This window comes from Pseudoxanthomonas broegbernensis (genome assembly GCF_014202435.1).
Taxonomy (GTDB): domain Bacteria; phylum Pseudomonadota; class Gammaproteobacteria; order Xanthomonadales; family Xanthomonadaceae; genus Pseudoxanthomonas; species Pseudoxanthomonas broegbernensis.
Genome location: NZ_JACHGU010000002.1, coordinates 652,437 through 675,907, shown reverse-complemented (window position 1 = coordinate 675,907; position 23,471 = coordinate 652,437). Strand labels below are relative to the sequence as shown.

At 70.4% G+C, this 23,471-nt stretch carries 18 protein-coding genes, 1 tRNA gene and 2 pseudogenes; 5 read left to right on the top strand and 16 right to left on the bottom strand.

Features of this window, described 5'->3' with window-relative positions:
- Positions 1–2: 2 nt before the first annotated feature.
- The 14 genes from nuoH to accD form a co-directional block, all read right to left on the bottom strand.
- Positions 3–1,094, bottom strand: coding sequence for an NADH-quinone oxidoreductase subunit NuoH (gene nuoH, locus HNR76_RS06665; protein ID WP_162310082.1), 1,092 nt, complete (start codon positions 1,092–1,094; stop codon positions 3–5).
- Positions 1,091–3,355, bottom strand: coding sequence for an NADH-quinone oxidoreductase subunit NuoG (gene nuoG / locus HNR76_RS06660; RefSeq protein ID WP_162310081.1), 2,265 nt, complete (start codon positions 3,353–3,355; stop codon positions 1,091–1,093). Before nuoG ends, nuoH begins: the two co-directional genes overlap by 4 nt.
- Positions 3,356–3,458: 103 nt before the next feature.
- Entirely contained in the window at positions 3,459–4,832 is a 1,374-nt protein-coding gene (gene nuoF, locus HNR76_RS06655; RefSeq protein WP_162310080.1) for an NADH-quinone oxidoreductase subunit NuoF, read from the bottom strand.
- Positions 4,833–4,843: 11 nt separating this feature from the next.
- Entirely contained in the window at positions 4,844–5,371 is a 528-nt protein-coding gene (gene nuoE, locus HNR76_RS06650) for an NADH-quinone oxidoreductase subunit NuoE (protein WP_162310079.1), read from the bottom strand.
- On the bottom strand, positions 5,368–6,684 hold the full coding sequence (locus tag HNR76_RS06645) for an NADH-quinone oxidoreductase subunit D (RefSeq protein WP_162310078.1): 1,317 nt from the start codon (positions 6,682–6,684) through the stop codon (positions 5,368–5,370). The genes nuoE and HNR76_RS06645 overlap by 4 nt, the downstream gene beginning before the upstream one ends.
- Positions 6,685–6,704: 20 nt before the next feature.
- Positions 6,705–7,457 carry an NADH-quinone oxidoreductase subunit C gene (locus HNR76_RS06640; RefSeq protein ID WP_162310077.1) on the bottom strand — a complete coding sequence of 251 codons (753 nt, stop codon included), beginning with the start codon at positions 7,455–7,457 and terminating at the stop codon, positions 6,705–6,707.
- Positions 7,458–7,512: 55 nt separating this feature from the next.
- Positions 7,513–8,100, bottom strand: coding sequence for a NuoB/complex I 20 kDa subunit family protein (locus tag HNR76_RS06635; RefSeq protein WP_162310076.1), 588 nt, complete (start codon positions 8,098–8,100; stop codon positions 7,513–7,515).
- On the bottom strand, positions 8,091–8,447 hold the full coding sequence (locus HNR76_RS06630) for an NADH-quinone oxidoreductase subunit A (RefSeq protein ID WP_162310136.1): 357 nt from the start codon (positions 8,445–8,447) through the stop codon (positions 8,091–8,093). Before HNR76_RS06630 ends, HNR76_RS06635 begins: the two co-directional genes overlap by 10 nt.
- Before the next feature lie 323 nt (positions 8,448–8,770).
- A tRNA-Leu gene (locus tag HNR76_RS06625) sits at positions 8,771–8,855 on the bottom strand.
- A gap of 45 nt (positions 8,856–8,900) precedes the next feature.
- Positions 8,901–9,320 carry a preprotein translocase subunit SecG gene (gene secG / locus HNR76_RS06620; protein WP_162310075.1) on the bottom strand — a complete coding sequence of 140 codons (420 nt, stop codon included), beginning with the start codon at positions 9,318–9,320 and terminating at the stop codon, positions 8,901–8,903.
- Positions 9,321–9,335: 15 nt separating this feature from the next.
- Entirely contained in the window at positions 9,336–10,091 is a 756-nt protein-coding gene (gene tpiA, locus HNR76_RS06615) for a triose-phosphate isomerase (RefSeq protein ID WP_162310074.1), read from the bottom strand.
- 95 nt (positions 10,092–10,186) lie between these two features.
- Positions 10,187–11,140 (bottom strand): isopenicillin N synthase family dioxygenase, encoded by a 954-nt coding sequence (locus tag HNR76_RS06610; protein WP_162310073.1) that lies wholly within the window; start codon positions 11,138–11,140, stop codon positions 10,187–10,189.
- A gap of 59 nt (positions 11,141–11,199) precedes the next feature.
- A complete protein-coding gene (gene glmM / locus HNR76_RS06605) occupies positions 11,200–12,552 on the bottom strand; it encodes a phosphoglucosamine mutase (RefSeq protein ID WP_162310072.1) in 1,353 nt (450 codons plus the stop codon).
- Entirely contained in the window at positions 12,549–13,442 is an 894-nt protein-coding gene (gene accD, locus HNR76_RS06600; RefSeq protein ID WP_162310071.1) for an acetyl-CoA carboxylase, carboxyltransferase subunit beta, read from the bottom strand. Before accD ends, glmM begins: the two co-directional genes overlap by 4 nt.
- Before the next feature lie 154 nt (positions 13,443–13,596).
- Between accD and HNR76_RS06595 the strand changes: the two genes are divergently transcribed.
- The 4 genes and pseudogenes from HNR76_RS06595 to HNR76_RS06580 form a co-directional block, all read left to right on the top strand.
- Positions 13,597–14,076 carry a DUF4442 domain-containing protein gene (locus tag HNR76_RS06595; protein ID WP_162310070.1) on the top strand — a complete coding sequence of 160 codons (480 nt, stop codon included), beginning with the start codon at positions 13,597–13,599 and terminating at the stop codon, positions 14,074–14,076.
- Positions 14,077–14,251: 175 nt separating this feature from the next.
- A complete protein-coding gene (locus HNR76_RS06590; RefSeq protein WP_162310069.1) occupies positions 14,252–14,929 on the top strand; it encodes a DUF502 domain-containing protein in 678 nt (225 codons plus the stop codon).
- Positions 14,926–15,703, top strand: a pseudogene (locus HNR76_RS06585) (queuosine precursor transporter). The gene HNR76_RS06590 and the pseudogene HNR76_RS06585 overlap by 4 nt, the downstream one beginning before the upstream one ends.
- Positions 15,704–15,792: 89 nt before the next feature.
- Positions 15,793–17,610 (top strand): annotated as a pseudogene (locus HNR76_RS06580) (DUF885 domain-containing protein); the annotation flags it as partial.
- 257 nt (positions 17,611–17,867) lie between these two features.
- Here HNR76_RS06580 and HNR76_RS06575 read toward each other — a convergent pair.
- Both HNR76_RS06575 and HNR76_RS06570 read right to left on the bottom strand, forming a co-directional pair.
- Positions 17,868–19,469, bottom strand: a complete 1,602-nt coding sequence (locus HNR76_RS06575) for a phytoene desaturase family protein (RefSeq protein ID WP_162310067.1) — start codon at positions 19,467–19,469, stop codon at positions 17,868–17,870.
- Between the two features lie 178 nt (positions 19,470–19,647).
- A complete protein-coding gene (locus tag HNR76_RS06570; protein ID WP_162310066.1) occupies positions 19,648–21,021 on the bottom strand; it encodes an MBL fold metallo-hydrolase RNA specificity domain-containing protein in 1,374 nt (457 codons plus the stop codon).
- A 176-nt stretch (positions 21,022–21,197) separates the two neighbouring features.
- On the opposite strand from HNR76_RS06570, the gene HNR76_RS06565 reads away from it, so the two are divergent.
- Positions 21,198–23,258, top strand: a complete 2,061-nt coding sequence (locus HNR76_RS06565) for a M13 family metallopeptidase (RefSeq protein ID WP_162310135.1) — start codon at positions 21,198–21,200, stop codon at positions 23,256–23,258.
- Positions 23,259–23,471 lie beyond the last annotated feature (213 nt).

Genomic DNA, 23,471 nt, shown 5'->3' with positions numbered 1-23,471 from the left:
GATCAGGCGCCCTTCTCGAACACGCCATAGAACGCCATCAGCGCGGTGACCGCGATCCACAGGATGGTCAGCGGGATGAACACCTTCCAGCCCAGGCGCATGATCTGGTCGTAGCGGTAGCGCGGGAAGGTGGCGCGGAACCAGATGTAGCCGCTGGCGAAGAAGAACACCTTGGCCAGCAGCCACGGCCAGCCGCCCTTCCAGATCCAGTCCACCCACGGCGACACGTCGGCGACCACCCAGCCCTGGATCGGGCTCAGCCAGCCGCCGAGGAAGAACAGCGCGATCAGGAAGCTGACCAGGATCATGTTGGCGTATTCGGCCAGGAAGAACAGCGCGAACGCCGAGCCGGAGTACTCCACCATGTGCCCGGCCACGATCTCCGACTCGCCCTCGACCACGTCGAACGGGGCGCGGTTGGTCTCGGCCACGCCGGACACCCAGTACACGACGAACAGCGGCAGCAGCGGCAGCCAGAACCATTCGAAGAAGCCGGCGTCGCCCGACTGCGCCATCACGATGTCGGTCAGGTTGAGGCTGCCGGCGGCGACCATCACCCCGACCAGGGCGAAACCCATCGCGATCTCGTAGCTGACCATCTGCGCGGCCGAGCGCATGGCGCCCAGGAACGCGTACTTGGAGTTCGAGGCCCAGCCGGCGATGATCACGCCGTAGATGCCCAGCGAAGTCATCGCCAGCAGGTACAGCAGGCCGGCATTGGCGTTGGACAGCACCAGCCTGTAGTCGAACGGCACCACCGCCCAGGCCGCGAACGAAGGCGCCAGCACGATCAGCGGCGCCAGGATGTACATCACCTTGTGCGCGCTGGCCGGCTGGATGACTTCCTTGAACAGCAGCTTGAACACGTCGGCGAAGGCCTGGAACACGCCCATGCCCACGTACATCGGCCCGTGGCGCACGTGCATCCAGCCGATCAGCTTGCGCTCCCAGACCACGTAGAACGCCACGGCGATGATCACCGGCATGGCGACGGTGAGGATCTTGAGCACGATCCACAGCGCCGGGCCGAGTTCGCCCAGGCCGTAGAACCATTCGCGCAGCGGGCCAATCGCTTGAATCAGCAGTTCGTTCATGCAGCCACCACCTCGACCCGGCCCGCGCCCAGCGGCGCGGTGGCGCCGTGGCCGCCTTCGATCCAGGCCGCGCCCGCGGCCACCCGCCCGTCCACTTCCACCGGCAGCGCGGCGGTGCCGCTGGCGCCCCTGGCCTTGGCCATCGCGCCATCGGCCAGGCCGGCGGCCGCGGCGTCGGCCGGGTTCAACACGATGCACGCGGCGCGGTTGAGGGGATGGGCCTGCAGCGCGGCGGCGCGGCGCACCACCGCGTCGGTGCGGTAGATGGCCGGCACCAGCGCCAGTTCGAGACCGCCCTGGCCCACATCGCCGGCGGAGCCGGGCTTGACCTGCACCTTGCGCCCGCCTTCCAGCAGCGCGCGCGCACCGGCCAGGTCGGTGAACCCGAAGCCGGCCAGCTCCAGCTCCCCGCCCAGCGCGCGCAGCACGCGCCAGCCCTCGCGGGCCTGGCCCGGCGGCTTGCCGGCGGCATGGGCGACCTGCTCGATGCCGTTGAGGTTGGTCAGCGTGGCCTCGATTTCCGGCAACGCGCCGATCGGCAGGATCACGTCGGCCACCGCGCGGGTGGATTCGCAGGCGAACTGGCTGAAGGCCACGACCTGGGCCGCATCGAGCGCCTTCAGCGCCGCGGCGGTGTCGGCGAAATCCAGGCCCGGCTCGATGCCGTACAGCACGTAGGCGCTGCGCGGCTCGGCGAACATGCCGGCGACATCCCGTCCACCCGCCGCGCGCACGTCCGGCAGCACGCCGGCGCGGGCCAGGCCCACGGCATTGGCGCCCTGCGGGATGCGGCACAGCGCCGCACCGGTGGCGACCGCGAACTCGCGCGCGGCGGCGCGGATCGCGGCGGCCTGCGGGTGGTTCTCGGCGATGGCGCCGACGATCACCACCGCACGGGTCGCCTCCTGCGCGGCCTGGCGCAGCGAGGTGTCGCCCAGCGCCTGCGCCAAGCGGGACGGCGGCACGATCTGCTTGCCCGCCAGGGCGAAGGTGAAGTCGAAGTCGACCGGGTTGACCGCGTGGATGCGGGCGTTGCGATTGACCTGGGCCTTGCGCAGCCGTGCATGCAGCAGCGGCAGCTCGTGGCGGACGTTGCTGCCGACCAGGACGACGACATCGGCGTCCTCGATCTCGGCCAGCGGCAGCCCGAACGGCTCGGCCACGGCCGCGTCGGAGAAGTCGCGGTTGCCGATGCGGTGGTCGATGTTGCCGCTGCCCAGCTCGGCGGCCAGCAGTGCCAGCAGCCCGCCTTCCTCGTTGGAGGTGGCCGGATGGGCCAGCACGCCCAGCGCATCGCCGCGATGAGCGCGCAGGATCTGCGCGGCCGCGGCCAGGCCCTCGCTCCAGGAAACCTCGCGCCATTGCCCGTCCACCTTGCGCAGCGGCGCGGTGGCGCGGTCGGCGGCCCCCAGGCCCTGGTGCGAGTAGCGGTCGCGGTCGGACAGCCAGCACTCGTTGACCGCCTCGTTCTCGCGCGGCACGGTGCGCAGCACTTCGCCGCGGCGGGTATGCAGGAACAGGTTGGAACCCATCGCGTCGTGGTAGCCCAGGGATTCGCGGGCGATCAGCTCCCACGGCCGGGCGCGGAACTGGAACACCTTGTTGGTCAGCGCGCCCACCGGGCACACGTCGATGACGTTGCCCGACAGCTCGGTGGTCAGCGGCTTGCCGTCGTAGGTGCCGATCTGCAGGCTCTCGCCGCGGTACATGCCGCCCAGTTCGTAGGTGCCCGCGATCTCGCCGGTGAAGCGGATGCAGCGGGTGCAGTGGATGCAGCGGGTCATCTCGGTGGCCACCAGCGGCCCGATGTCCTCGTCCGGCACCACGCGCTTGCGCTCGACGAAACGGCTGACCGAGCGGCCATAGCCCAGCGACAGGTCCTGCAGCTCGCACTCGCCGCCCTGGTCGCAGACCGGGCAGTCCAGCGGATGGTTGATCAGCAGGAACTCCATCACGTTGCGCTGCGCCTTCAGCGCCTTCTCGTTGCGGGTGAAGACCTTCAGCCCGTCCATCACCGGGGTGGCGCAGGCCGGCGAAGGCTTGGGCGCCGAACGCCCGCCGACCTCGGTATCGACCAGGCACATGCGGCAGTTGGCCGCCACCGCCAGCTTGTCGTGGTAGCAGAAGCGCGGGATCGGGATGCCGGCCTTGTCGGCGGCCTGGATGATCATCGAGCCCTTGGGCGCGGCCAGCTCCACCCCGTCGATGAAGACGGTGACGTGGTCCGGCGGCAGGTTCGGGTTCACTGGTTGGGCGCTCATGCGGCGACACCCTTCATGAAGGCGACATCGCCCCTCGAATCGAGGGGCTGGGTGCGCACGCGTGCTGCGCGGGCGTGCCCGGGGAGCTGGAAATGCGACGCGCTCATGCGGTCACCTCCTCGCCCGGGCGCACCACGATGCCGGCACGCTCGTCGTCGACGAGGAAGCGCTTGTTCACGATGGCGTACTCGAACTCGTGCCAGTAGTGGCGCAGGAAGCCCTGCACCGGCCAGGCGGCGGCCTCACCGAAGGCACAGATGGTGTGGCCCTCGATCTGGCCGGCCGCCGCGCGCAGGGTGTGCAGGTCTTCCACGGTGGCCTTGTGCTCGACCACGCGGGTGATCATGCGGTACATCCAGCCGGTGCCCTCGCGGCACGGCGTGCACTGGCCGCAGCTTTCCTGGAAGTAGAAGCGGGCGATGCGCTGGCAGGCGCGAACCATGCAGGCGGTGTGGTCCATGACGATGACCGCGCCCGAGCCCAGGCCGGAACCGGCCTTCTGGATGCTGTCGTAGTCCATGGTCAGGCCCATCATGGTCTCGCCCGGCAGCACCGGCATCGACGAGCCGCCCGGGATCACCGCCTTGATGCGGTTGCCGGTGCGGATCCCGCCGGCCATCTCCAGCAGCTCGGCGAACGGCGTGCCCAGGCGCACCTCGTAGTTGCCGGGGCGGTTGACGTGCCCGGACACCGAGAAGATCTTGCAGCCGCCGTTGTTGGGCTTGCCCAGGTTCATGAACCACTCCGCCCCGTTGCGCACGATCGCCGGCACCGAGGCGTAGGTCTCGGTGTTGTTGATCGTGGTCGGCTTGCCGTACAGGCCGAAGTTGGCCGGGAACGGCGGCTTGTAGCGCGGCTGGCCCTTCTTGCCTTCCAGCGACTCCATCAGCGCGGTCTCTTCGCCGCAGATGTAGGCGCCGGCGCCCAGCGCGTTGTGGATGTCGATGTCCACGCCCGAGCCGAGGATGTCCTTGCCCAGCCAGCCGTTGGCGTAGGCCTCGGCGGTGGCCTCCTCCAGGTGCTCGAACGGCTCGTGGTGGAACTCGCCGCGCAGGTAGTTGTAGCCCACGGTCGACCCGGTGGCGTAGCAGGCGATGGCCATGCCCTCGATCACCGCGTGCGGGTTGTAGCGCAGGATGTCGCGGTCCTTGCAGGTGCCCGGCTCGGACTCGTCGGAGTTGCAGAGGATGTACTTCTGCATCTCGCCCTTGGGCATGAAGCTCCACTTCAGGCCGGTCGGGAAGCCCGCGCCGCCGCGGCCGCGCAGGCCGGACTGCTTGACCATCTCGACCACGTCGGCCGGCGGGATCTTCTCGGCGAGGATCCTGCGCAGCGCCTGGTAGCCGCCGGTCTTGAGGTAGTTCTCGTACGACCACGGCTTGTCGAAGTGCAGCGTCGTGTAGACCGCCTGGTGCTCCTTCGGGGCCGGGCCGACCGGGCCGTAGCCCGGGGAAACCTTGGGGGTGTGATGCGCCATCTGCCGCCGCCTCACTTCAGTCCGTCGAGCAGCTCGTCCACCTTCTCGGCGGTGAGCTTCTCGTGGTAATGGCCGTTGATCACGACCACCGGGGCGCCGCAGCAGGCGGCCACGCACTCTTCCTCGCGCTTGAGGTAGACGCGGCCGTCGGCGGTGGATTCGCCCAGCTTGCAGCCCAGCTTCTTCTCGGCGTGCGCGACCAGGTCCTGCGCGCCGTTGAGCCAGCAACTGATGTTGGTGCAGAAGGCCACGTTGTTGCGGCCGACCTGCTGGACCTCGAACATCGAGTAGAAGGTCGCCACCTCGTAGGCCCACACCGGCGGGATTTCCAGGTACTTGGCCACCGCGGCGATCAGCTCGTCGCTCAGCCAGCCGTTGTTCTGCTCCTGGGCCGCGTGCAGGCCCTGAATGACCGCCGACCGCTTGCGGTCGGGCGGGAACTTGGTCAACCAGTGGTCGATGTGCGCGCGGGTGCCGTCGCTGAGGACGACCATCGGGTCGACGTTGCGCGCGTTCTCGAAATTACCGGTGGCCTTCATCGATCCACCTCGCCGAATACAAGATCATAGGTACCGATCATCGCCACCACGTCGGAGAGCATGTGGCCGCGCACGATCGCGTCCATCGAGGACAGGTGGGCGAAGCCGGGCGCGCGCAGGTGCACGCGGAACGGCTTGTTGGCTCCGTCGGAGACCAGGTAGCAGCCGAACTCGCCCTTGGGCGCCTCGACCGCGGCGTAGGTCTCGCCGGCCGGCACGCAATAGCCCTCGGAGAACAGCTTGAAGTGGTGGATCAGCGCTTCCATGTCGTTCTTCATCTCCTCGCGCGAGGGAGGAGCGACCTTGAAGTTCTGCACCATCACCGGGCCGGGGTTGGCCTTCAGCCAGGCCACGCACTGGGCGACGATCCGGTTGGACTGGCGCATCTCGGCCACGCGCACCAGGTAGCGGTCGTAGCAGTCGCCCTCGGTGCCCACCGGGATGTCGAAATCGACCGCGCCGTACTTCGCGTAGGGCTGCTTCTTGCGCAGGTCCCAGGCGATGCCCGAGCCGCGCAGCATCACTCCGGTCATGCCCCAGGCACGCGCCTGCTCCGGGGTCACCACGCCGATGCCCACGGTGCGCTGCTTCCAGATGCGGTTCTCGGTCAGCAGCGTCTCGTACTCGTCCACGCGCTTGGGGAACTCGCGGGTGAAGTTGTCCAGGAAGTCGAGCAGCGAGCCTTCGCGGGCCTCGTTGAAGCGCTTGAGCTTGGCGCCCTTGTGCCAGGGCGATTCCCGGTACTTGGGCATGCGGCCGGGGAGGTCGCGGTAGACGCCGCCCGGACGATAGTAGGTCGCGTGCATGCGCGCACCGCTGACCGCCTCGTAGGCGTCCATCAGCTCCTCGCGCTCGCGGAAGGCGTACAGGAACACGGCCATCGCGCCCAGGTCGAGCCCACCGGCGCCGATCCACATCAGGTGGTTCAGGATCCGGGTGATCTCGTCGAACATGGTGCGGATGTACTGGGCGCGCTCGGGCGCCTCGATCCCCATCAGGGACTCGATCGCGCGCACGTAGGCGTGCTCGTTGCACATCATCGAGCAGTAGTCCAGGCGGTCCATGTAGCCGATGGACTGGTTGAACGGCTTGGACTCGGCCAGCTTCTCGGTGCCGCGGTGGAGCAGGCCCACGTGCGGATCGGCGCGGACGATGGTCTCGCCGTCCATCTCCAGGATCAGGCGCAGCACGCCATGCGCGGCCGGGTGCTGCGGGCCGAAGTTCATGGTGTAGTTGCGGATCTCCTGCCGGACCTCGGCCGGATTGCTGGCCAGGCTTTGCCCGGCCTGGCGGATCGTGGTGTCGGGGGACATCGCTTCTGCCTGGATCGCGCTCACTTGGCGGCCTCCCGTTGTGCGGCTTCGCCGGCGGCGGTTTCGTAGCGCGCGTCGTCGCGGATCACGCGCGGCACGCCCACGCGCGGCTCGACCGAGGTCACCGGCTCGTAGATCACGCGCTTGCGCTCCTCGTCGTAGCGCACTTCCACATTCCCGATCAGCGGGAAGTCCTTGCGGAACGGGTGACCGACGAAGCCGTAGTCGGTGAGGATGCGGCGCAGGTCCGGGTGGCCCTCGAAGATGATGCCGTACAGGTCGAAGGCCTCGCGCTCGAACCAGTTGGCGCCCGGCCAGATCCCGGTGACCGACGGCACTACCGGCAGCGCGTCGTCCGGCGCGAAGCAGCGCAGGCGCAGGCGCCGGTTGTGCGCGTAGGACAACAGGTGGACCACCGCGGCGAAGCGCCGCTCCGGCACCAGGATGTCGTCGATGCTGCCGGCGGTCTGTTCGCTCGTGCGCTCGCCCCAGGCGAAGCGGCCGGCGCCCTTGCCCTCCACGCCGCGGCTGAAGCCGCCGGAGGAGACGTCGTCGGTGTCCCACTCGTCGCTGCCGAAGCCCATGTAGTCGATGCCGCACAGGTCGGTGAGCTGCTCGAAGCCGAACTCGTCGCGCAGGGCCAGGCAGGTGGCCAGCCAGTCCTGGCCGGCGGCCTCGAGGGTGATCTCGCCGCGGGATTCGGCCACGGCGACCTGGGCGCCGGGGAAGCGCTCGCGCAGGCGTTGGGCGAAGGTGGCAGATGGCTCGGCCATGGGGCTTGGCGTTTCCGTCGGTAGCGCGCCGCAGCGGCGCAGTGGATCGAAAGGGTCAGCGGGCGATGGTGTTCTTGTTCTTCGCCACGGTCTGGGTGCGCCAGATCTTCTTCTGCAACTGCAGGATGCCGTAGACCAGCGCCTCGGCCGTCGGCGGGCAGCCGGGCACGTAGACGTCCACCGGCACGATGCGGTCGCAGCCGCGCACAACCGAGTACGAGTAATGGTAGTAGCCGCCGCCGTTGGCGCAGCTCCCCATGGAGATGACCCACTTCGGGTCGGGCATCTGGTCGTAGACCTTGCGCAGCGCCGGGGCCATCTTGTTGACCAGGGTGCCGGCCACGATCATCACGTCGGACTGGCGCGGCGAGGGGCGGAACACCACGCCGTAGCGGTCCAGGTCCAGGCGCGCGGCGCCGGCGTGCATCATCTCCACCGCGCAGCAGGCCAGGCCGAAGGTCATCGGCCACATCGAGCCGGTGCGCGCCCAGTTGACCAGGGCGTCGACGCTGGTGGTGACGTAGCCCTTCTCCAGCAGCGGGTTGTCGCCTTCCGGGCGCAGGATGTCGTCCACCCGCCCTTCCGGGATCGGGCTGGTCATCAGCCGGTCCAGGGTTCCGATGATGTTCCCGGTCACTCCCATTCCAGCGCTCCCTTCTTCCACACGTAGACGAAGCCGAGGAACAGCATTCCGACGAACAGGCCCATGGTGACCAGCGCGCGCGGCCCCAGCTCCTGGAACACGAGGGTCCACGGCACGATGAAAATGATTTCCAGGTCGAAGACGATGAACTGGATGGCGATCAGGTAGTAGCGCACGTCGAACTTCATGCGCGCGTCCTCGAAGGCCTCGAAGCCGCACTCGTAGGGCGAGAGCTTCTGCGGATCGGGACGGCGCGGCCCGAGCACGCGGCCAACGATGATCAGCGCCACGCCGATGCCGGTGGCCACGATCAGGAACAACAGGGTCGGCAGGTATTGGGCCAGCACGTGCAGTTCTCTCTTGCCTCTGCCCGGCATGGCCGGGCTTGGGTCGTTTCCACGGGGGCCGCGGAGTGCCCGTCGCGCCCTCCGCGCGGGGCCGGCGAAGGCTCCTGCGCGCCGCGGGCGCGGCGGTGGGTGCCACGCTTTCACGCGATGTTGCGTAGCAGCGGAATTGTAGCGGCTGAGCGGCACACTAGTAAACGCTGGCAACCGTTCCAGGGTGCGACGATTCCATGAAAAAAGCCCGCGTCGCGCGGGCTGCGTTCACATTGCCGCCGATCGCGGACGGATGCGCCTGGTTTCGCATCCGCCCCGCATCGTCCAGCCGTTGGTGCCCAAGAGGGGACTCGAACCCCTACGACTCTCGTCGCTACCACCTCAAGGTAGTGCGTCTACCAATTCCGCCACCTGGGCAAGGCAAGACTGCCGCCGGCACGCGGCGCGCCGGCATTGTACGACCTACTGCGCCGGCGGCGCAGCCTCCGTGGGCTGCGGGACGGGGGCCGCGTCCTGGCCGGGGGTGGCGGCCGGCACTTCGGAGGCCGGCGGCGGCAGGGGCAGCTCGCCCGGCGCGGTGCCGGGCTGCGGCGCGGGCGCGACCGCCTGCGACATCACGCCCAGGTCCTGCTGGACCACCGGGTGCGAGTTGCGGATGGCGTACCAGGCCATGAACAGGCTGATGCCGAAGAACGTCACCGCCAGCCACTTGGTGGTCTTGGTCAGGAAGCTGGAGGCGCCACGCGAGCCGAACACCGTGCCCGAGGCGCCCGCCCCGAACCCGGACCCGGCCGCCGCGCCCGCGCCGCGCTGGAGCAGGATCAGCACGATCATCGCGATCGCCACCAGCAGGTACACCACGTTGAGGATCAGCATCAGCATCGTCTTGGATCTCGACTACCGGGGCGGTGCGACCGCCCGGACAATGGCCAGGAAGTCCGCGGCCACCAGCGAGGCACCGCCGATCAGCCCGCCGTCCACGTCCGGCTGCGCACACAGCGGGCCGACGTTGTCGGGCTTCACGCTGCCGCCGTACAGGATCGGCAGGGAATCGCCGATTCTAGCATCCAGCCTGGCGATCTGGCGACGGATGAAGGCATGCGCCTCCTGGGCCTGGTCCGGGCTGGCGGTGTGGCCGGTGCCGATCGCCCAGACCGGCTCGTAGGAGACCATCGCGTCGGCGAAGCCCTCCGCACCGACCAGCTCCAGCACCGGCTGCAACTGCTCCAGGATCGCCTCTTCGGTGCGGCCGCCCTGGCGGTGCTCAAGCTGCTCGCCCAGGCACAGGATCGGCCGCAGGCCGGCATTGAGGGCCGCGCGGAACTTGCGCGCGACCAGCTCGCTGCTCTCGCCGTGGTAGCGGCGCCGCTCGGAATGGCCCACCAGCCCGTAGGTGGCGCCGACGTCCACCAGCATGGCCGCCGACACCTCGCCGGTATAGGCGCCCTCCTCGTTGCTGCTCACGTCCTGCGCGCCGAAGGCCAGCGCCGTGTCCTCGAAGTCCTCGATCAGGTCGCCCAGGTAGGGCAACGGCGGCAGGATCACCAGTTCCACCCCCGGCACCGCCCCGGCCTCGATCTCGGCGACCAGCGCCGTGGCGAACGCACGCGTGCCATGAAGTTTCCAGTTGCCCGCGACGACCCTGCGACGCATGCACGACTCCCCGAAGGCCAATTGCGCGACAGGATAGTGGGGCGTGCGCGATGCCGCGAGTGGACAACGCAGGACATCCGCGCCGTGGGTTGGCTCTACTTCAGCTTGATCTCGCGCAGCCGCTGCTCGAGGTAGCCCTGGGCGGTGATCGGTTCCAGGTAGCGGCTGGGGTTTGCGGGGGTGACGGTCGAGGGCAGCACGTCGATCAGGAAATCCGGGTTGGGATGCAGGAAGAACGGCACCGAGTAGCGCGGCTTGCGCGCCTCCTCGCCGCGCGGGTTGACCACGCGGTGGGTGGTCGACGGGTACACGTGGTTGGTCAGGCGCTGCAGCATGTCGCCGATGTTGACCACGATGGTGTCCGCGTCGGCGGTCAACGGCACCCACTGGCCCTGGCGCGACAGCACTTCCAGCCCCGAGGCGCTGGCCCCGACCAGCAGGGTGATGAGGTTGATGTCCTCGTGCGCGCCGGCGCGCACGTTGGGGACGTCCTCGGCGGTGATCGGCGGGTAGTGGATGGGGCGCAGGATCGAGTTGCCCGAGTCGGTCTTGTCGGCGAACCAGTCCCCGGGCAGGCCGATGTGCAGGGCCAGCGCCGACAGCACCCGCGCGCCGAGCGCGTCCAGCGCCTGGTACAGGCCGTAGCCGTGCTCGCGGAAACCCGGCACCTCGGCCGGCCACAGGTTGGGCGGCATCACCGGACGGTACCCGGAGTCGTCCGGGATCTCGCGGCCGATGTGCCAGAACTCCTTCAGGTCGAAATGCTGGGCGCCCTTGGCGGTCTCCACCCCGAACGGGGTATAGCCGCGCGCGCCGCCGCCGCCGGGCACGTGGTACTTGCACTTGACCGCCTCCGGCAGGGCGAAGAATTCCTTGAACACGGCGTAGGCCGCGTCGATGGTGGCCTGGGCGATGCCGTGGTTGCGGATGCCGGCGAAGCCCCACTCGCGGTAGGCCGCGCCCAGCTCGGCGACAAAGGCCGCGCGGTCGCGCGGGCTGGACGGGGAGACGAAGCGGGCGATGTCGAGGGTGGGGATGGGCGAATGCATGGTCGGCTCCGGTTCGGCGTCGGTTGCGGCCTGGGGCGGGCCTGGGCGCCGGCGGCCCCTCAGGCCGCGGCCTGGCGCACCGCGTCGGCCAGGCGGTCCAGGGTAGCCTGGACCAGCGCCGGGTCGTCGGCCTCCACCGTCACCCGCACCACCGGCTCGGTGCCGGAGGGGCGCAGGAACGCCCGGCCCCTGCCCTGCACCGCGGCCTGGGCCTGCGCCAAGGCCGCCTTCACCGAGGGCGCCTCGGCCGGGCGCGCGGCCTGGTCGGCCAGGCGCACGTTGACCGTCTTCTGCGGCACGGTGGACAGCCCTTCCAGGGCCTGGCGCAGGCTGTGGCCGGAACGGCGCAGCGCATCCAGCACCTGCAGGGCGCTGACGATGGCGTCGCCGGTGGTGGCGCGGTCCAGGCACAGCAGGTGGCCGGAGGCCTCGCCGCCCAGCACGCCGCCGCCCTCCACCAGCGCCTGGTGGACGTAGCGGTCGCCCACCCGGGCCCGCTGGAACGGGATGCCGGCCCGGGCCAGCGCCTGCTCCAGCCCGTAGTTGGTCATCAGGGTGCCGACCACCGGCCCGTGCAGGCGGCCGCTGGCCTGCCAGTCGCGGGCCAGCACGTACAGCAGGCCGTCGCCGTCCACCGGATCGCCGCGATCATCCACCATCAGCACCCGGTCGCCGTCGCCGTCGAAGGCGATGCCCAGGTCGGCGCCGGCTTCGCGCACCTTCCCGGCGAGGGTGTCGATGTGCATCGAGCCGACGCCGGCATTGATGTTCAGCCCGTCCGGGTCCGCGCCGATGGCCACCACCTGCGCACCCAGCTCGCGGAACAGCGGCGGGGCGATGTGGTAAGTGGCGCCGTGGGCGCAGTCCAGCACGATCTTCAGCCCGCGCAGGTCGAAGCCGCGCGGCACGCCGGCCTTGCAGAATTCCATGTAGCGGCCAACCGCGTCGCGCGCACGCACCGCCTTGCCCAGCCGTTCCGACTCCACGGTGGCGAACGCGCCGTCCAGCGCGGCCTCGATCGCCAGTTCGGTGGCGTCGTCCAGCTTCTCGCCCTGGGCGGAGAAGAACTTGATGCCGTTGTCGTAGTGCGGATTGTGCGAAGCGCTGATGACGATGCCAGCGTCCGCGCCCAGGGTGCGGGTGAGGAAGGCCACCGCCGGGGTCGGCATCGGCCCGAGCAGTTGCACGTCCACGCCGGCGGCGACCAGCCCGGCCTCCAGCGCCGCCTCGAACATGTAGCCGGAGATGCGAGTGTCCTTGCCGATCACCACCGTGCGCCGGCCGTCGCGGCCCGCGGACAGCACCCGGCCCAGGGCGTTGCCCAGGCGCAGGACGAAGTCGGCCGAGATCGCGCCCCGCCCGACCCGGCCGCGGATGCCGTCGGTCCCGAAATAGCGCCGCGCCCCGCTCATGCCGCGTCCAGCGTGTCGGCATCCTCTGGCCTGGGCTGGCGCATCATCATCGCCAGCAGCGCGGCCAGGCGGTCGCGCAGCTCGCGGCGGTCGCAGATCTGGTCGATGGCGCCGTGGTCGAGCAGGAATTCCGAGCGCTGGAAGCCTTCCGGCAGCTTCTCGCGCACGGTCTGCTCGATCACTCGCGGGCCGGCGAAGCCGATCTGGGCGTGCGGCTCGGCGATGTTCAGGTCGCCGAGCATGGCCAGGCTGGCCGACACCCCGCCGGTGGTGGGATGGGTGAGCACCGAGACGTAGGGAATGCCGGCCTCGCGCAACCGGGCCAGCACCGCCGAGGTCTTGGCCATCTGCATCAGCGAGAACAGGCTCTCCTGCATGCGCGCCCCGCCGCTGGCGGAGAAGTTGACGAAGGGCGCGCCCAGTTCCAGCGCACGCTCGCCGGCCCGGGAGAACTTCTCGCCCACCACCGAACCCATCGAGCCGCCCATGTAGGCGAAGTCGAAGGCGCTGGCCACCAGCGGCCGGCCCTTGAGCAGGCCCTCCATCGCCACCAGCGCGTCGAACTCGCCGGTGGCCTTCTGGGTGGCCTTGATCCGGTCGGCGTAGCGCTTGGAATCCCTGAACTTGAGCACGTCGGTCGGCGCCAGGGTGGCGGCGATCTCGGTGGTGCTGCCGGGATCGAACAGCGACGCCAGCCGGGCACGGGCACGGATCGGCATGTGGTGGGCGCACTTGGGGCAGACCTCGAGGTTTTCCTCCAGCTCCGGGCGGTACAGCACCGCGCCGCAGCGGTCGCACTTCTCCCACAGGCCCTCGGGCACGTTGCGCTTGCGGCTCGCGCCGGAATCGGTGCGGATGCCGGAGGGCATCAGTTTGCTGAGCCAGCTCATTCGGGAATGTCGGTTCCGTTCAGGGGCCGGAGTCCGGCCGGATTAAAGAGCGACAGTCTAGCTCACGCATCCCGGCGCGGCGCCCCGGGCGGGCCCACTCCGTACCAATGCGTACGGTAAACTGGGGCTTCCTCGGCTCCCTGCTCGTGCCTCCATGAAAGCCTCCACCCTGCGCGTGGGCATGAACCTGTGGCCGCCGTTCCTGTTCGCCGGCATCCACGTGGCGCGGATCGCGCCCGACTGGCGCAGCGCCCGGGTGGAACTGCGGATGCGCCCCTGGAACCGCAACTACGTGGGCACCCACTTCGGCGGCAGCCTGTTCGCCATGACCGACCCGTTCTGGATGCTGCTGCTGATGCACCGGCTGGGGCGCGACTACTTCGTCTGGGACCGCTCCGCGGCCATCGAGTTCGTCAAGCCCGGGCGCGGCACCGTATCCACTTCGTTCTTGGTGGACGATGCCGTGCTGGACGGGATCCACGCGGCCACCGCCGGCGGCGACAAGTACCTGCACTGGTTCGACAACGAGGTGGCCGATGCCTCGGGCGAGGTCGTCGCCCGCGTGCGCAAGCAGGTGTACGTACGGCGCAAGCCGGACCGGCGGCCGGCCACGGACGACGCGGCAGGCGGCTGAGAGCGGCCGCGGGGGAAACCCACACGCGCCGGGCATGCCCGCGCACGGCGTGCGGCCCGGGCCGGATGGCGCCCGGGCCGCACGCTTCCCACGGCCGGGGCCGCCGGCGCGCCCTCCCGGACGGCGGGCCTTCCTTGCCGGACAGCGCGCCCGCGCCGGACGCTACAATCGCGCCATGTCCCCCGATGCCAATGCGCCGCAGCGCGCCTCGCTGCAACGCCTGTTCCTCACCGGCCTGTTGACCCTGCTGCCGATCTGGCTGACCTGGGTGGTGGTCAAGTTCGTGTTCGTGCTGCTGTCGGGCATCAGCAGCCCCTGGGTGGTGCCGCTGTCGCAGCGCATCGCCGATTCGTTCCCCGGCTCCCTGGGCTGGTTCAACGCGCTGGGGGTGCAGACCACCATCGCCATGCTGGCCACCTTGCTGGTGATCCTGGGCGTGGGCGTGCTGGCGCGGCGGGTGATCGGCCAGCGCCTGCTGGGCTGGTTCGAGGCGCTCATCTCCCGCGTGCCCCTGGCCAACGTGATCTATACCAGCGCGCGCAAGCTGCTGGACATCCTGCAGACCAAGCCGGGCAGCACCCAGCGCGTGGTCCTGATCGACTTCCCGCACCGGGACATGAAGTCCATCGGCCTGGTCACCCGGGTGCTGAAGGAGGAAGGCAGCGGGCGCGAGCTGGCGGCGGTGTACGTGCCGACCACGCCCAACCCCACCTCCGGCTACCTGGAGGTGGTGCCGGTGGAGCTGCTGACCCCGACCGACTGGACCGTTGACCAGGCGATGAGCTTCATCATCTCCGGCGGCGCGGTAGCGCCGGAGAGCATGCCCTTCACCCGCGCGGGCGAGCGCAAGTGACCGCGCCGGCCGCGCGCACGCTCGACGACCGCGCGGTCCGGCTGTTCATCGCACTGGCGGCGTTCTTCTGCGTCAACGCGGCGCTGGCCGAGTTCATCGGGGTCAAGATCTTCGCCCTGGAGGACACCCTGGGGCTGCGCCCGCTGGAATGGAACCTGTTCGGCCAGACCGGCTCGCTCAGCTTCACCGCCGGCACCCTGCTGTGGCCGGTCGTGTTCATCATGACCGACACCATCAACGAGTTCTTCGGCCGGCGCGGGGTGAAGTTCATCTCCTGGCTGGCGGTGGGCTTGATCCTGTACGGGTTCGTGTTCGCCTTCGCCGCGATCGCGCTGGCGCCGGCCGCCTGGTGGCGCACGGCGGCGCAGGCGCAGGGGGTGCCGGACTACCAGGCCGCGTTCGCGGCGGTGTTCGGCCAGGGCCTGTGGACCATCGCCGGCTCGCTGGTCGTTCCTGGTCGGGCAACTGATCGACGTGTCCGTGTTCCATCGCATCCGCCGCGCCACCGGCGAGCGGCTGGTATGGCTGCGCGCCACCGGCTCGACTGCCGTCTCGCAGTTGGTGGACAGCTTCGTGGTGATCTGGATCGCCTTCGTGCTCGGCCCGCAGAAGTGGCCGGCATCGCTGTTCCTGGCGGTGAGCACGCTCAACTACGCCTACAAGATGCTGTGCGCGATCGCGCTGATCCCGTTGCTGTACCTGATGCGGCGCGGCATCGCCGCCTACCTGGGCGCGGCGCGCGCGCGCGAACTGCGCGAGCACGCTGCCGCCTGAGCCGGCGATAGTCGGCGATGGCCGGCGGTGCTGGCCTGCGCCGGCCGGATGCGGCACTCTGCGGTGCTTCGCGTCTTCAGGAATCGCCCATGCCCGCTCCCCGGTCGCGCTGGCTGGCCATGCCCCTGGCCCTGCTGCTGGCGGCATCCGCGCCCGCCGCCGAGGCCGCGCCCGCCAAGGCGAAACGGCCTGCAGCCGCCAGGCAGGCGACGGTACAGGACAAGGCCGGGAAGCTGCAGCGGCTGTACGCCGACTACTGGGAGGCGGCGCTCAAGCTCAACCCGCTGCAGGCCACCTTCCAGGGCGAAGCCCGCTACAACGACCACCTGCCCAACTACCTGTCGGCCGCCTTCCGCCAGCGCAGCCACGAGCTCACCGCCGAATGGCTGGGCAAGGTCGAAGCGGTCGGCGAGGAAGGCCTGGAGGGGCAGGACCTGCTCAGCTACCGGATCTTCGTGCGCAACGCGCGCGATGCGCTGGAGGGCGAGCGCTTCCCCGGCTGGATGCTGCCGGTCAGCCCGTTCAACAACCCGGCCACGCTGGTGGCCATGCTCGGCTCGGGCGCCAGCGCGCAGCCGTTCCGCACCGTGGCCGACTATGACGCCTGGGCGCGGCGCGCACGGGACGTGCCGGCGCTGTTCGACCAGGCCATCGCCAACATGCGCGAGGGCATGGCCGCCGGCGTCGTCCAGCCGCGCCCGCTGATGGAGAAGGTGCTGCCGCAACTGGACGCGCTGATCCGGCCCAGCGCCGAGGAAACGCTGTTCTGGGCGCCGGTGCGCAACATGCCCGCCGACTTCCCCGAGGCCGAGCGCACGCGCCTGGACGCCGAGTACCGGCGGCTGATCGAAACCCGGCTGATGCCGGCCTATCGCCGGCTGCGCGGCTTCATCGCCACCGAGTACCTGCCGGCCACCCGTGCCAGCGCCGGTCTGGACGCCCTGCCCGGCGGCGCGCAGTGGTACGCCTACAACGTGCGCCAGAGCACCACCATCGACCTGCCCGCCGAACGCATCCACCGGATGGGGCAGGAGCAGGTCAAGCACATCCACGGCCAGATCCAGGCGCTGATGAAGCAGGCCAGGTTCCGCGGCTCGATGCCCAAGTTCTTCCGCTTCATGCAGCAGGACGCGCGCTTCCGGTTCGCCGACGAGGCGGCGCAGCTGGCCCGCTACCAGGCATTGCAGGCGCAGGTGGAGGAGCGGATGCCGCGCCTGTTCTCGCTGCTGCCGCGCACCGGCCTGGAGATCCGCCCCACCGAGCCGTACCGCGCCCCGTCCGCGCCCGCGGGCGCGTACACGCCGCCGGGCGAAAGCGGGCCCGGCATCTTCTACGTCAACACCCACGACCTGCCCCGTCGCCGGACCTGGGAGGCGGAAGTGCTGTTCCTGCACGAGGCCATTCCCGGCCATCACGTGCAGTTGGCCCTGCAGCAGGAATTGCACGACCTGCCCGCGTTCCGCCGCTATGGCGGCGAGGCCGCGTTCACCGAGGGCTGGGGCCTGTACGCCGAGTCGCTGGGCGAGGACCTGGGCCTCCACGAGGACGCCTACTCGCGTTTCGGCCGGCTGCAGAACGAACTGCTGCGCGCCATCCGCCTGGTCGTGGATACCGGCCTGCACAGCCAGGGCTGGACCCGCGAGCAGGTCATCGACTACATGACCTCGAACTCGGCCATCGGCCGCGACGAAGCGGCCGCCGAGACCGAGCGCTACCTGGCCATGCCCGGCCAGGCGCTGGCCTACTGGATCGGCATGATGAAGATCGCCGAACTGCGCCAGCGCGCGCAGGCCGCCCTGGGCGAGCGCTTCGACCTGCGCGCCTTCCACGCCGAGGTGCTCAAGGACGGCTCGGTGCCACTGGACGTGCTGGAGGCCAAGATCGACGCGTGGCTCGACGCGCAGCGGGATCGCGCGGAACAGGCCCCTGCGCCCGGGGCGCCCGGGGCCAAGGCCGGCGATCCGGAAGCGGCGGAAGCGGCGGAAGCGGCGCAACCCTGATGGGATGGCGGCTACGCGTCGAACCCGGCCCGCCGCTGCAGGAGCCGTGCATCGCCGGCGACCGCCATGCCGCGATGCCCGGCCATGCCTGGCGCCGGCCCATGTCGCCGACTGAAATCGGCTCCCACAGGAAGCGATGAACACGGTACCGGCGGTACCGCCAACTAGCGCAGGTCCGCGATCACCGCCTGCGCCGCGTTGTGCCCCGGCGCACCGGTGACGCCGCCCCCCGGATGGGTGCCCGAGCCGCACAGGTAGAGGCCGGGGATGGCACCGCGATAGTCCGCCTGGCCGAGCATCGGCCGCGCCGAGAACAACTGGTTCAGGCTCAAGGCGCCATGGAAGATGTCGCCGCCGAGCAGGCCGAACTCGCGCTCCAGGTCCAGCGGCGACAGCGCCTGCCGGCCCAGCACCGAGGCGGCGAAGCCGGGCGCGTGGCGGTCCACCGTGGCGACCATCAGGTCGGCCACCTCCTCGCGGTGGTCGTCCCAACTGCGTCCACCGGGCAGCGCCGGTGCCACGTGCTGGCAGAACAGGCTGGCCACGTGCATGCCCGGCGGCGCCAGCGAGTCGTCCAGGGTGGAAGGGATGAGCATCTCCACGATGGGCTCGCGCGACCAGCCGTGTTCGCGCGCGTCGCGCCAGGCGCGGTCCATGTAGTCCAGGCTGGGGGCGAGGATGATCCCGGCGGTGAGGTGGTCGCCCTGCCCGGGCAGCACGGTGAAGTCCGGCAACCGCGACAGGGCCACGTTCATGCGGAAAGTACCCGAGCCGCAGCGCCAGTGGAGCATCCGCTCGCGGGTGGCCGGCGGCACTGCCTCGGCCGGCAGCAGCCGCTGGTAGAGCAGCTTCGGGTTGACGTTGGCGACCACCGCGCGGGCGCGCAGGGTTCGGCCGGCCTCGGTGACCACGCCGACCGCGCGGCCGCGCTCCACCAGCACCTCGCGCACGCCGGCGCCGGTGCGAATTTCCGCACCGGCCGCCTGCGCCGCGCGTGCCATCGCCTGGGTGATCGCGCCCATCCCACCGAGGGCATGGCCCCAGGCGCCCTTGGCCCCGTCCACCTCGCCGAATACGTGGTGCAGCAACACGTAGGCGGTCCCCGGCGCGTACGGGCTGGCGTAGTTGCCGACGATGCCGTCGAAGCCGAACAGCGCCTTGATCGGCGCGCTCTCGAACCAGCGGTCCAGGTACTCGGCCGCCGACAGCGCAAACAGGTCCAGCAGTTCCTGGCGCAGGGGCTCGTCCAGCGCGTGCAGGCGCCGGCCCAGGCGCGCGGTGCGCAGCAGTTCCGGCAACGCCTTCCACCAGCCGCCGTCGGTGACGTTGGGCGGCGGCTGCAGGGCCAATGCACGCAGCACGTCGGCGATGGCCTCCAGGCGCGCCTCGTAGGCCGGCAGGGCCTCGGCGTCGCGCGTGGAGAACTTGGCTACCTGCTCACCGGTGCGGCCCGCGCCGGTGAGCAGGTAGCCGCCGTCCGGCAGCGGCAGGAAGTTGTCACGGCGGCGGCGGACGATGCACAGGCCGTGGCCGTGCAGGTCCAGATCGGCGATCACCTTGGGCTGCAGCAACGAGACGGTGTAGGAAGCCACCGAGTTGCGGAAGCCGGGATGGAACTCCTCGGTCACCGCCGCCCCGCCGACCGTGCCGCGGCGCTCGAGCACGGTGACCTTCAACCCGGCCCGGGCCAGGTAGGCCGCGCAGACCAGGCCGTTGTGGCCGCCGCCGACCAGGAGGACGTCGCGATTGGCATCGCCGATGCGCATGCGGCAGGTATACCACTTCGGCCAGCGCGGCTCGCTCCGCAGCGGGGCCCTTGGCGCGATAGCTTCCGCCCCTCGCAGGAACGCCCTTCGGGCGCGCGGCCGGAAGGCGGGATGGGAATCGCGGGCAAGCAACCACTCCCGGGGAGCGCTCCTGCGGCGCGCGTTGCCGGCGGCGGGTTCAGACCGTGCGGCGCATCCCGGGCCGGGCCAGGATCGCCTGCGTGCCGAAGCGCTGGCCGATCTCGCCGGCCAGCGCTTCGCGCGCGCGGTCCTCGCCATGCACCAGCACCAGCGGCGGCGCGTTGCGGAAATGGCCGTACCACTCGATCAGCCCTTGCTGGTCGGTATGGGCGGACAGCCCGCCGACGGTATGGATCTGCGCATTCACCCGGTGGTCGCGGCCATGGATGCGCACCCAGGGCGCGCGCTCGACCAGGCGCCGGCCCAGCGTGCCCTCGGCCTGGTAGCCGACGAACACCACGTGGGTGTCGCGCCGGCCCAGGCGGTGGCGCAGGTGGTGCTGGATGCGGCCGCCGTTGGCCATGCCCGAGCCGGCGATCACGATCGCGCCGCCGTCGATGGCGTTGATCCCCATCGACTCCTGCGTGGTCGCGGTGACGTGCAGGTTGGGCAGGCGGAACGGCGAGGGCTTGCGCCGCCAGACCTCGCGCGCCTGTTCGTCGAACAGCGCGTGGTGGCGGTCGTACACGCCGACCACCTTGCCGGCCATGGGGCTGTCGAGGAAGATCCGCCAGCGCTCCAGCTTCCACTCGTCCCAGTAGCGCGCGAACCAGTACAGCAGCTCCTGGGTGCGGCCCACGGCGAAGGCCGGGATCAGCACGGTGCCGCGCTCGCGCCAGGCATGCTCGAACACCTCGCCCAGCTCGCGCACCGTGGCCGTGCGCTCGCGGTGGTTGCGGTCGCCGTAGGTGGATTCCATCAACACCAGGTCGGCCTCCTCGACGGCCGCCGGGTCGCGCAGGATCGGCGTGCCCTTCGGGCCAAGGTCGCCGGAGAACACCAGCTTCCTCCCGTCGGCCCACAGCTCGACGATGCTCGAGCCGAGGATGTGGCCGGCATCGCGCAGGGCGATCTCCACGCCCGGCAGGATCGCGGTGCGCGCGTCGTAGTCCAGCGGACGCAGCAGCTCCAGCACGGCGGCCACGTCCTGGCGGGTGAACAGCGGCACCTGGGGCGGCTGCCCGGGATCGCGGTGGCGGTTGGCGCGCTCGGCTTCCGACTCGGCCAGCGAGGCGGCGTCCTCCAGCATCACCGGCAGCAGGTCGGCGGTGGCGCGCTGCAGCCAGACCGGCCCGCCGAACCCGCGCGCGACCAGCAGCGGCACCCGGCCGATGTGGTCGATGTGCGCATGGCTGAGGACCAGTGCGTCCAGGCCGGCCGGGTCGAAGGGGAACGGATCGGCATTGCCCGCTTCCAGTTCGCGGCGGCCCTGCAGCATCCCGCAGTCCAGCAGCACCCGCCGCCCGGCGGCCTCGACCAGGTGCATGGAACCGGTCACCTCGCCGGCCGCGCCGTGGAATTCGACCTGCATGCCCCGCCCTCCCGCCGGTCCCTCGCCCGGCCATTGTGCCCGGATCATGACCTACGGCAGTCCTCCGCTTCAGGACGGCGGCGTACAGTCGGCGCCACTGCCCCGCCGCGGGCCCTCGACCATGCCCGCCCCCCGGGCCGGAGACCCCTATCGTGAACATCCGCAACTCCCAGATCCTGCTACTGCCGCTGGCCATCGCCGTGGCCCTGGCCGCCTGCTCCAAGAAGGAAGACGCCGCGCAGACCGACGCCGCGCCGGAATTCACCCTGGACGAGAGCGCCCTGCCCCCGGTCAACCGCTTCGCCCTGGCCGACCTGGACCGGGACGTTGACGCCTGCACCGATTTCGCCGGCTACGCCAACGGCACCTGGCTGGCCGCCAACCCGATCCCGGGCGACCGCACCAGTTGGGGCGCGTTCGAGATGCTGGACGAGCGCTCCAACGGCGTGCAGCACCAGCTCGTCGAACAGGCCGCCGCCGACGCCGAGGCCACCGGCGTGAAGAAGATCGTCGGCGACCTGTGGGCCACCGGCATGGACGAGGCCAGGATCAACGCCCAGGGCATCGAGCCGCTGTCCGCCGAGCTGGCCGCGATCGACGCCCTGGCCGACGGCCCGGCCATCGCCGACTACCTGCGCGCCAGCGCCGCCAAGGGCCGGAACCTGCTGTTCGACTTCGGCGGCGACGCCGATTTCCAGGACCCGGACATGAACATCGCCTACGCCATGCAGGGCGGCCTGGGCCTGCCGGACAGCAAGTACTACTTCGACGCCGACAAGAAGGACATCCGCGACGCCTATGTCGCCCACATCGCCAAGGTGCTGGAACTGTCCGGGGTGGCCGCGGCCGACGCGGGCGGCCAGGCGCAGGAGGTGATGGCGTTCGAGACCCGCCTGGCCAAGGTGTCCAAGTCGCGCGAGGACCTGTCGCGCGACGTCTCCCTGTACTACCACCCGGTCACCCTGGCCGAGGCCGACGCGCTGGCCCCGAACTTCCCGTGGACCCGGTTCTTCGAATCGCAGGGCGTGGCCGCGCCGGAGAAGTTCTCGCTGGCCATTCCCGGCTTCCACCAGGAAGTGGGCAAGGCGCTGGGCGACACCGACCCCTCGGTATGGCGCGCCTACCTGCGCTTCCATACCGTCGACGCCGCCGCCCCCTACCTGAGCGACGCCTTCGCCGACGAGAACTTCGACTTCTACGCCAAGACCCTGCGCGGCCAGAAGGAGCAGAAGCCGCGCTGGAAGCGCGTGCTGGCCACGATCAACGCCCAGGCTGGCGAGGCCCTGGGCCAGTTGTACGTGCAGGTCGCCTTCCCGCCCGAATCCAAGGCCCGGATGGAAGCGCTGGTCGCCAACCTGGGCACCGCGCTGAAGGCGCGCATCGAGAACCTGGAGTGGATGGGCGCCGACACCAAGCTCAAGGCGCTGGCCAAGCAGGCCGCGTTCACGCCCAAGATCGGCTACCCGGACAAGTGGCGCGAATGGGCCGGCCTGGCCACCGGCCGCGACAGCTACATCGGCAACGTGCTGGCCGCGCAGGAGTTCAACTACCGCTGGAGCCTGTCCAAGATCGGCAAGCCGGTGGACAAGACCGAATGGGGCATGAGCCCGCAGACGGTCAACGCCTACTACAACCCGCTGCAGAACGAGATCGTGTTCCCGGCCGCGATCCTGCAGCCGCCGTTCTTCGACCCGGCCGCGCCCGACGAGGTGAATTACGGCGGCATCGGCGCGGTGATCGGCCACGAGATGACCCACGGCTACGACGACCAGGGCAGCCGCTTCGGCCCCACCGGCAAGTTCGAGAACTGGTGGAGCGAGGACGACGCCAAGGGCTTCTCCGGCCGCACCGGCAAGCTGGTGGCGCAATTCGACGGCTACGCCACCGCCGACGGGCAGAAGATCAACGGCCGCCACACCCTGGGCGAGAACATCGCCGACCTCGGCGGGCTGGCCACCGCCTACGACGCGATGAAGGCCGCCGCCGGCGATACCCCCGACCCGATGACCGACGGCCTCACCCGCGACCAGCGCTTCTTCCTCAACTGGGCCACCGTGTGGCGCCGCAACTTCACCCCGGAGGAACTGAAGAACCGCATCGCCACCGACGAGCACGCCCCGGCCCAGTTCCGTGCCATCGGCGCGCCCTCGAACCTGCCGGCCTTCGCCGCCGCGTTCAAGTGCGAACCGGGCAAGCCCATGGTCCGCCAGGGCGATGCCCAGGTGGTGATCTGGTAACCGCGCGCCACCGCGGCACCCCACGAGGCCCGGCCGTACCGGGCCTCGTTTTTTTGCACTTCTCCCGCCCGCCGGGAAAGCGCTGCGTCCGGACGCTCGCCGGGGCGCTTCACGGAGCCCCCTTGCAGGAGCCTCGCTCTTCCGCAGAGCAACAGGGCACCGCCCCCTCCACGGCAAGCCGCAACCGCCTTGCTACACTCCCCGCGCCCTTTC

Excerpts from the sequence above, each read along its gene's own strand:
- HNR76_RS06595 (WP_162310070.1), top strand. The coding sequence starts at position 13,597 with ATGAAAGCCTCCACCCTGCGCGTGGGCATGAACCTGTGGCCGCCGTTC.
- glmM (WP_162310072.1), bottom strand. The coding sequence starts at position 12,552 with ATGAGCGGGGCGCGGCGCTATTTCGGGACCGACGGCATCCGCGGCCGG.
- nuoE (WP_162310079.1), bottom strand. The coding sequence starts at position 5,371 with ATGAAGGCCACCGGTAATTTCGAGAACGCGCGCAACGTCGACCCGATG.
- nuoF (WP_162310080.1), bottom strand. The coding sequence starts at position 4,832 with ATGGCGCATCACACCCCCAAGGTTTCCCCGGGCTACGGCCCGGTCGGC.
- HNR76_RS06610 (WP_162310073.1), bottom strand. The coding sequence starts at position 11,140 with ATGCATTCGCCCATCCCCACCCTCGACATCGCCCGCTTCGTCTCCCCG.
- HNR76_RS06570 (WP_162310066.1), bottom strand. The coding sequence starts at position 21,021 with ATGCAGGTCGAATTCCACGGCGCGGCCGGCGAGGTGACCGGTTCCATG.
- HNR76_RS06575 (WP_162310067.1), bottom strand. The coding sequence starts at position 19,469 with ATGCGCATCGGCGATGCCAATCGCGACGTCCTCCTGGTCGGCGGCGGC.
- HNR76_RS06640 (WP_162310077.1), bottom strand. The coding sequence starts at position 7,457 with ATGGCCGAGCCATCTGCCACCTTCGCCCAACGCCTGCGCGAGCGCTTC.
- HNR76_RS06635 (WP_162310076.1), bottom strand. The coding sequence starts at position 8,100 with ATGGGAGTGACCGGGAACATCATCGGAACCCTGGACCGGCTGATGACC.
- HNR76_RS06590 (WP_162310069.1), top strand. The coding sequence starts at position 14,252 with ATGTCCCCCGATGCCAATGCGCCGCAGCGCGCCTCGCTGCAACGCCTG.
- nuoG (WP_162310081.1), bottom strand. The coding sequence starts at position 3,355 with ATGAGCGCCCAACCAGTGAACCCGAACCTGCCGCCGGACCACGTCACC.
- tpiA (WP_162310074.1), bottom strand. The coding sequence starts at position 10,091 with ATGCGTCGCAGGGTCGTCGCGGGCAACTGGAAACTTCATGGCACGCGT.
- nuoH (WP_162310082.1), bottom strand. The coding sequence starts at position 1,094 with ATGAACGAACTGCTGATTCAAGCGATTGGCCCGCTGCGCGAATGGTTC.
- HNR76_RS06645 (WP_162310078.1), bottom strand. The coding sequence starts at position 6,684 with ATGTCCCCCGACACCACGATCCGCCAGGCCGGGCAAAGCCTGGCCAGC.
- secG (WP_162310075.1), bottom strand. The coding sequence starts at position 9,320 with ATGCTGATGCTGATCCTCAACGTGGTGTACCTGCTGGTGGCGATCGCG.
- accD (WP_162310071.1), bottom strand. The coding sequence starts at position 13,442 with ATGAGCTGGCTCAGCAAACTGATGCCCTCCGGCATCCGCACCGATTCC.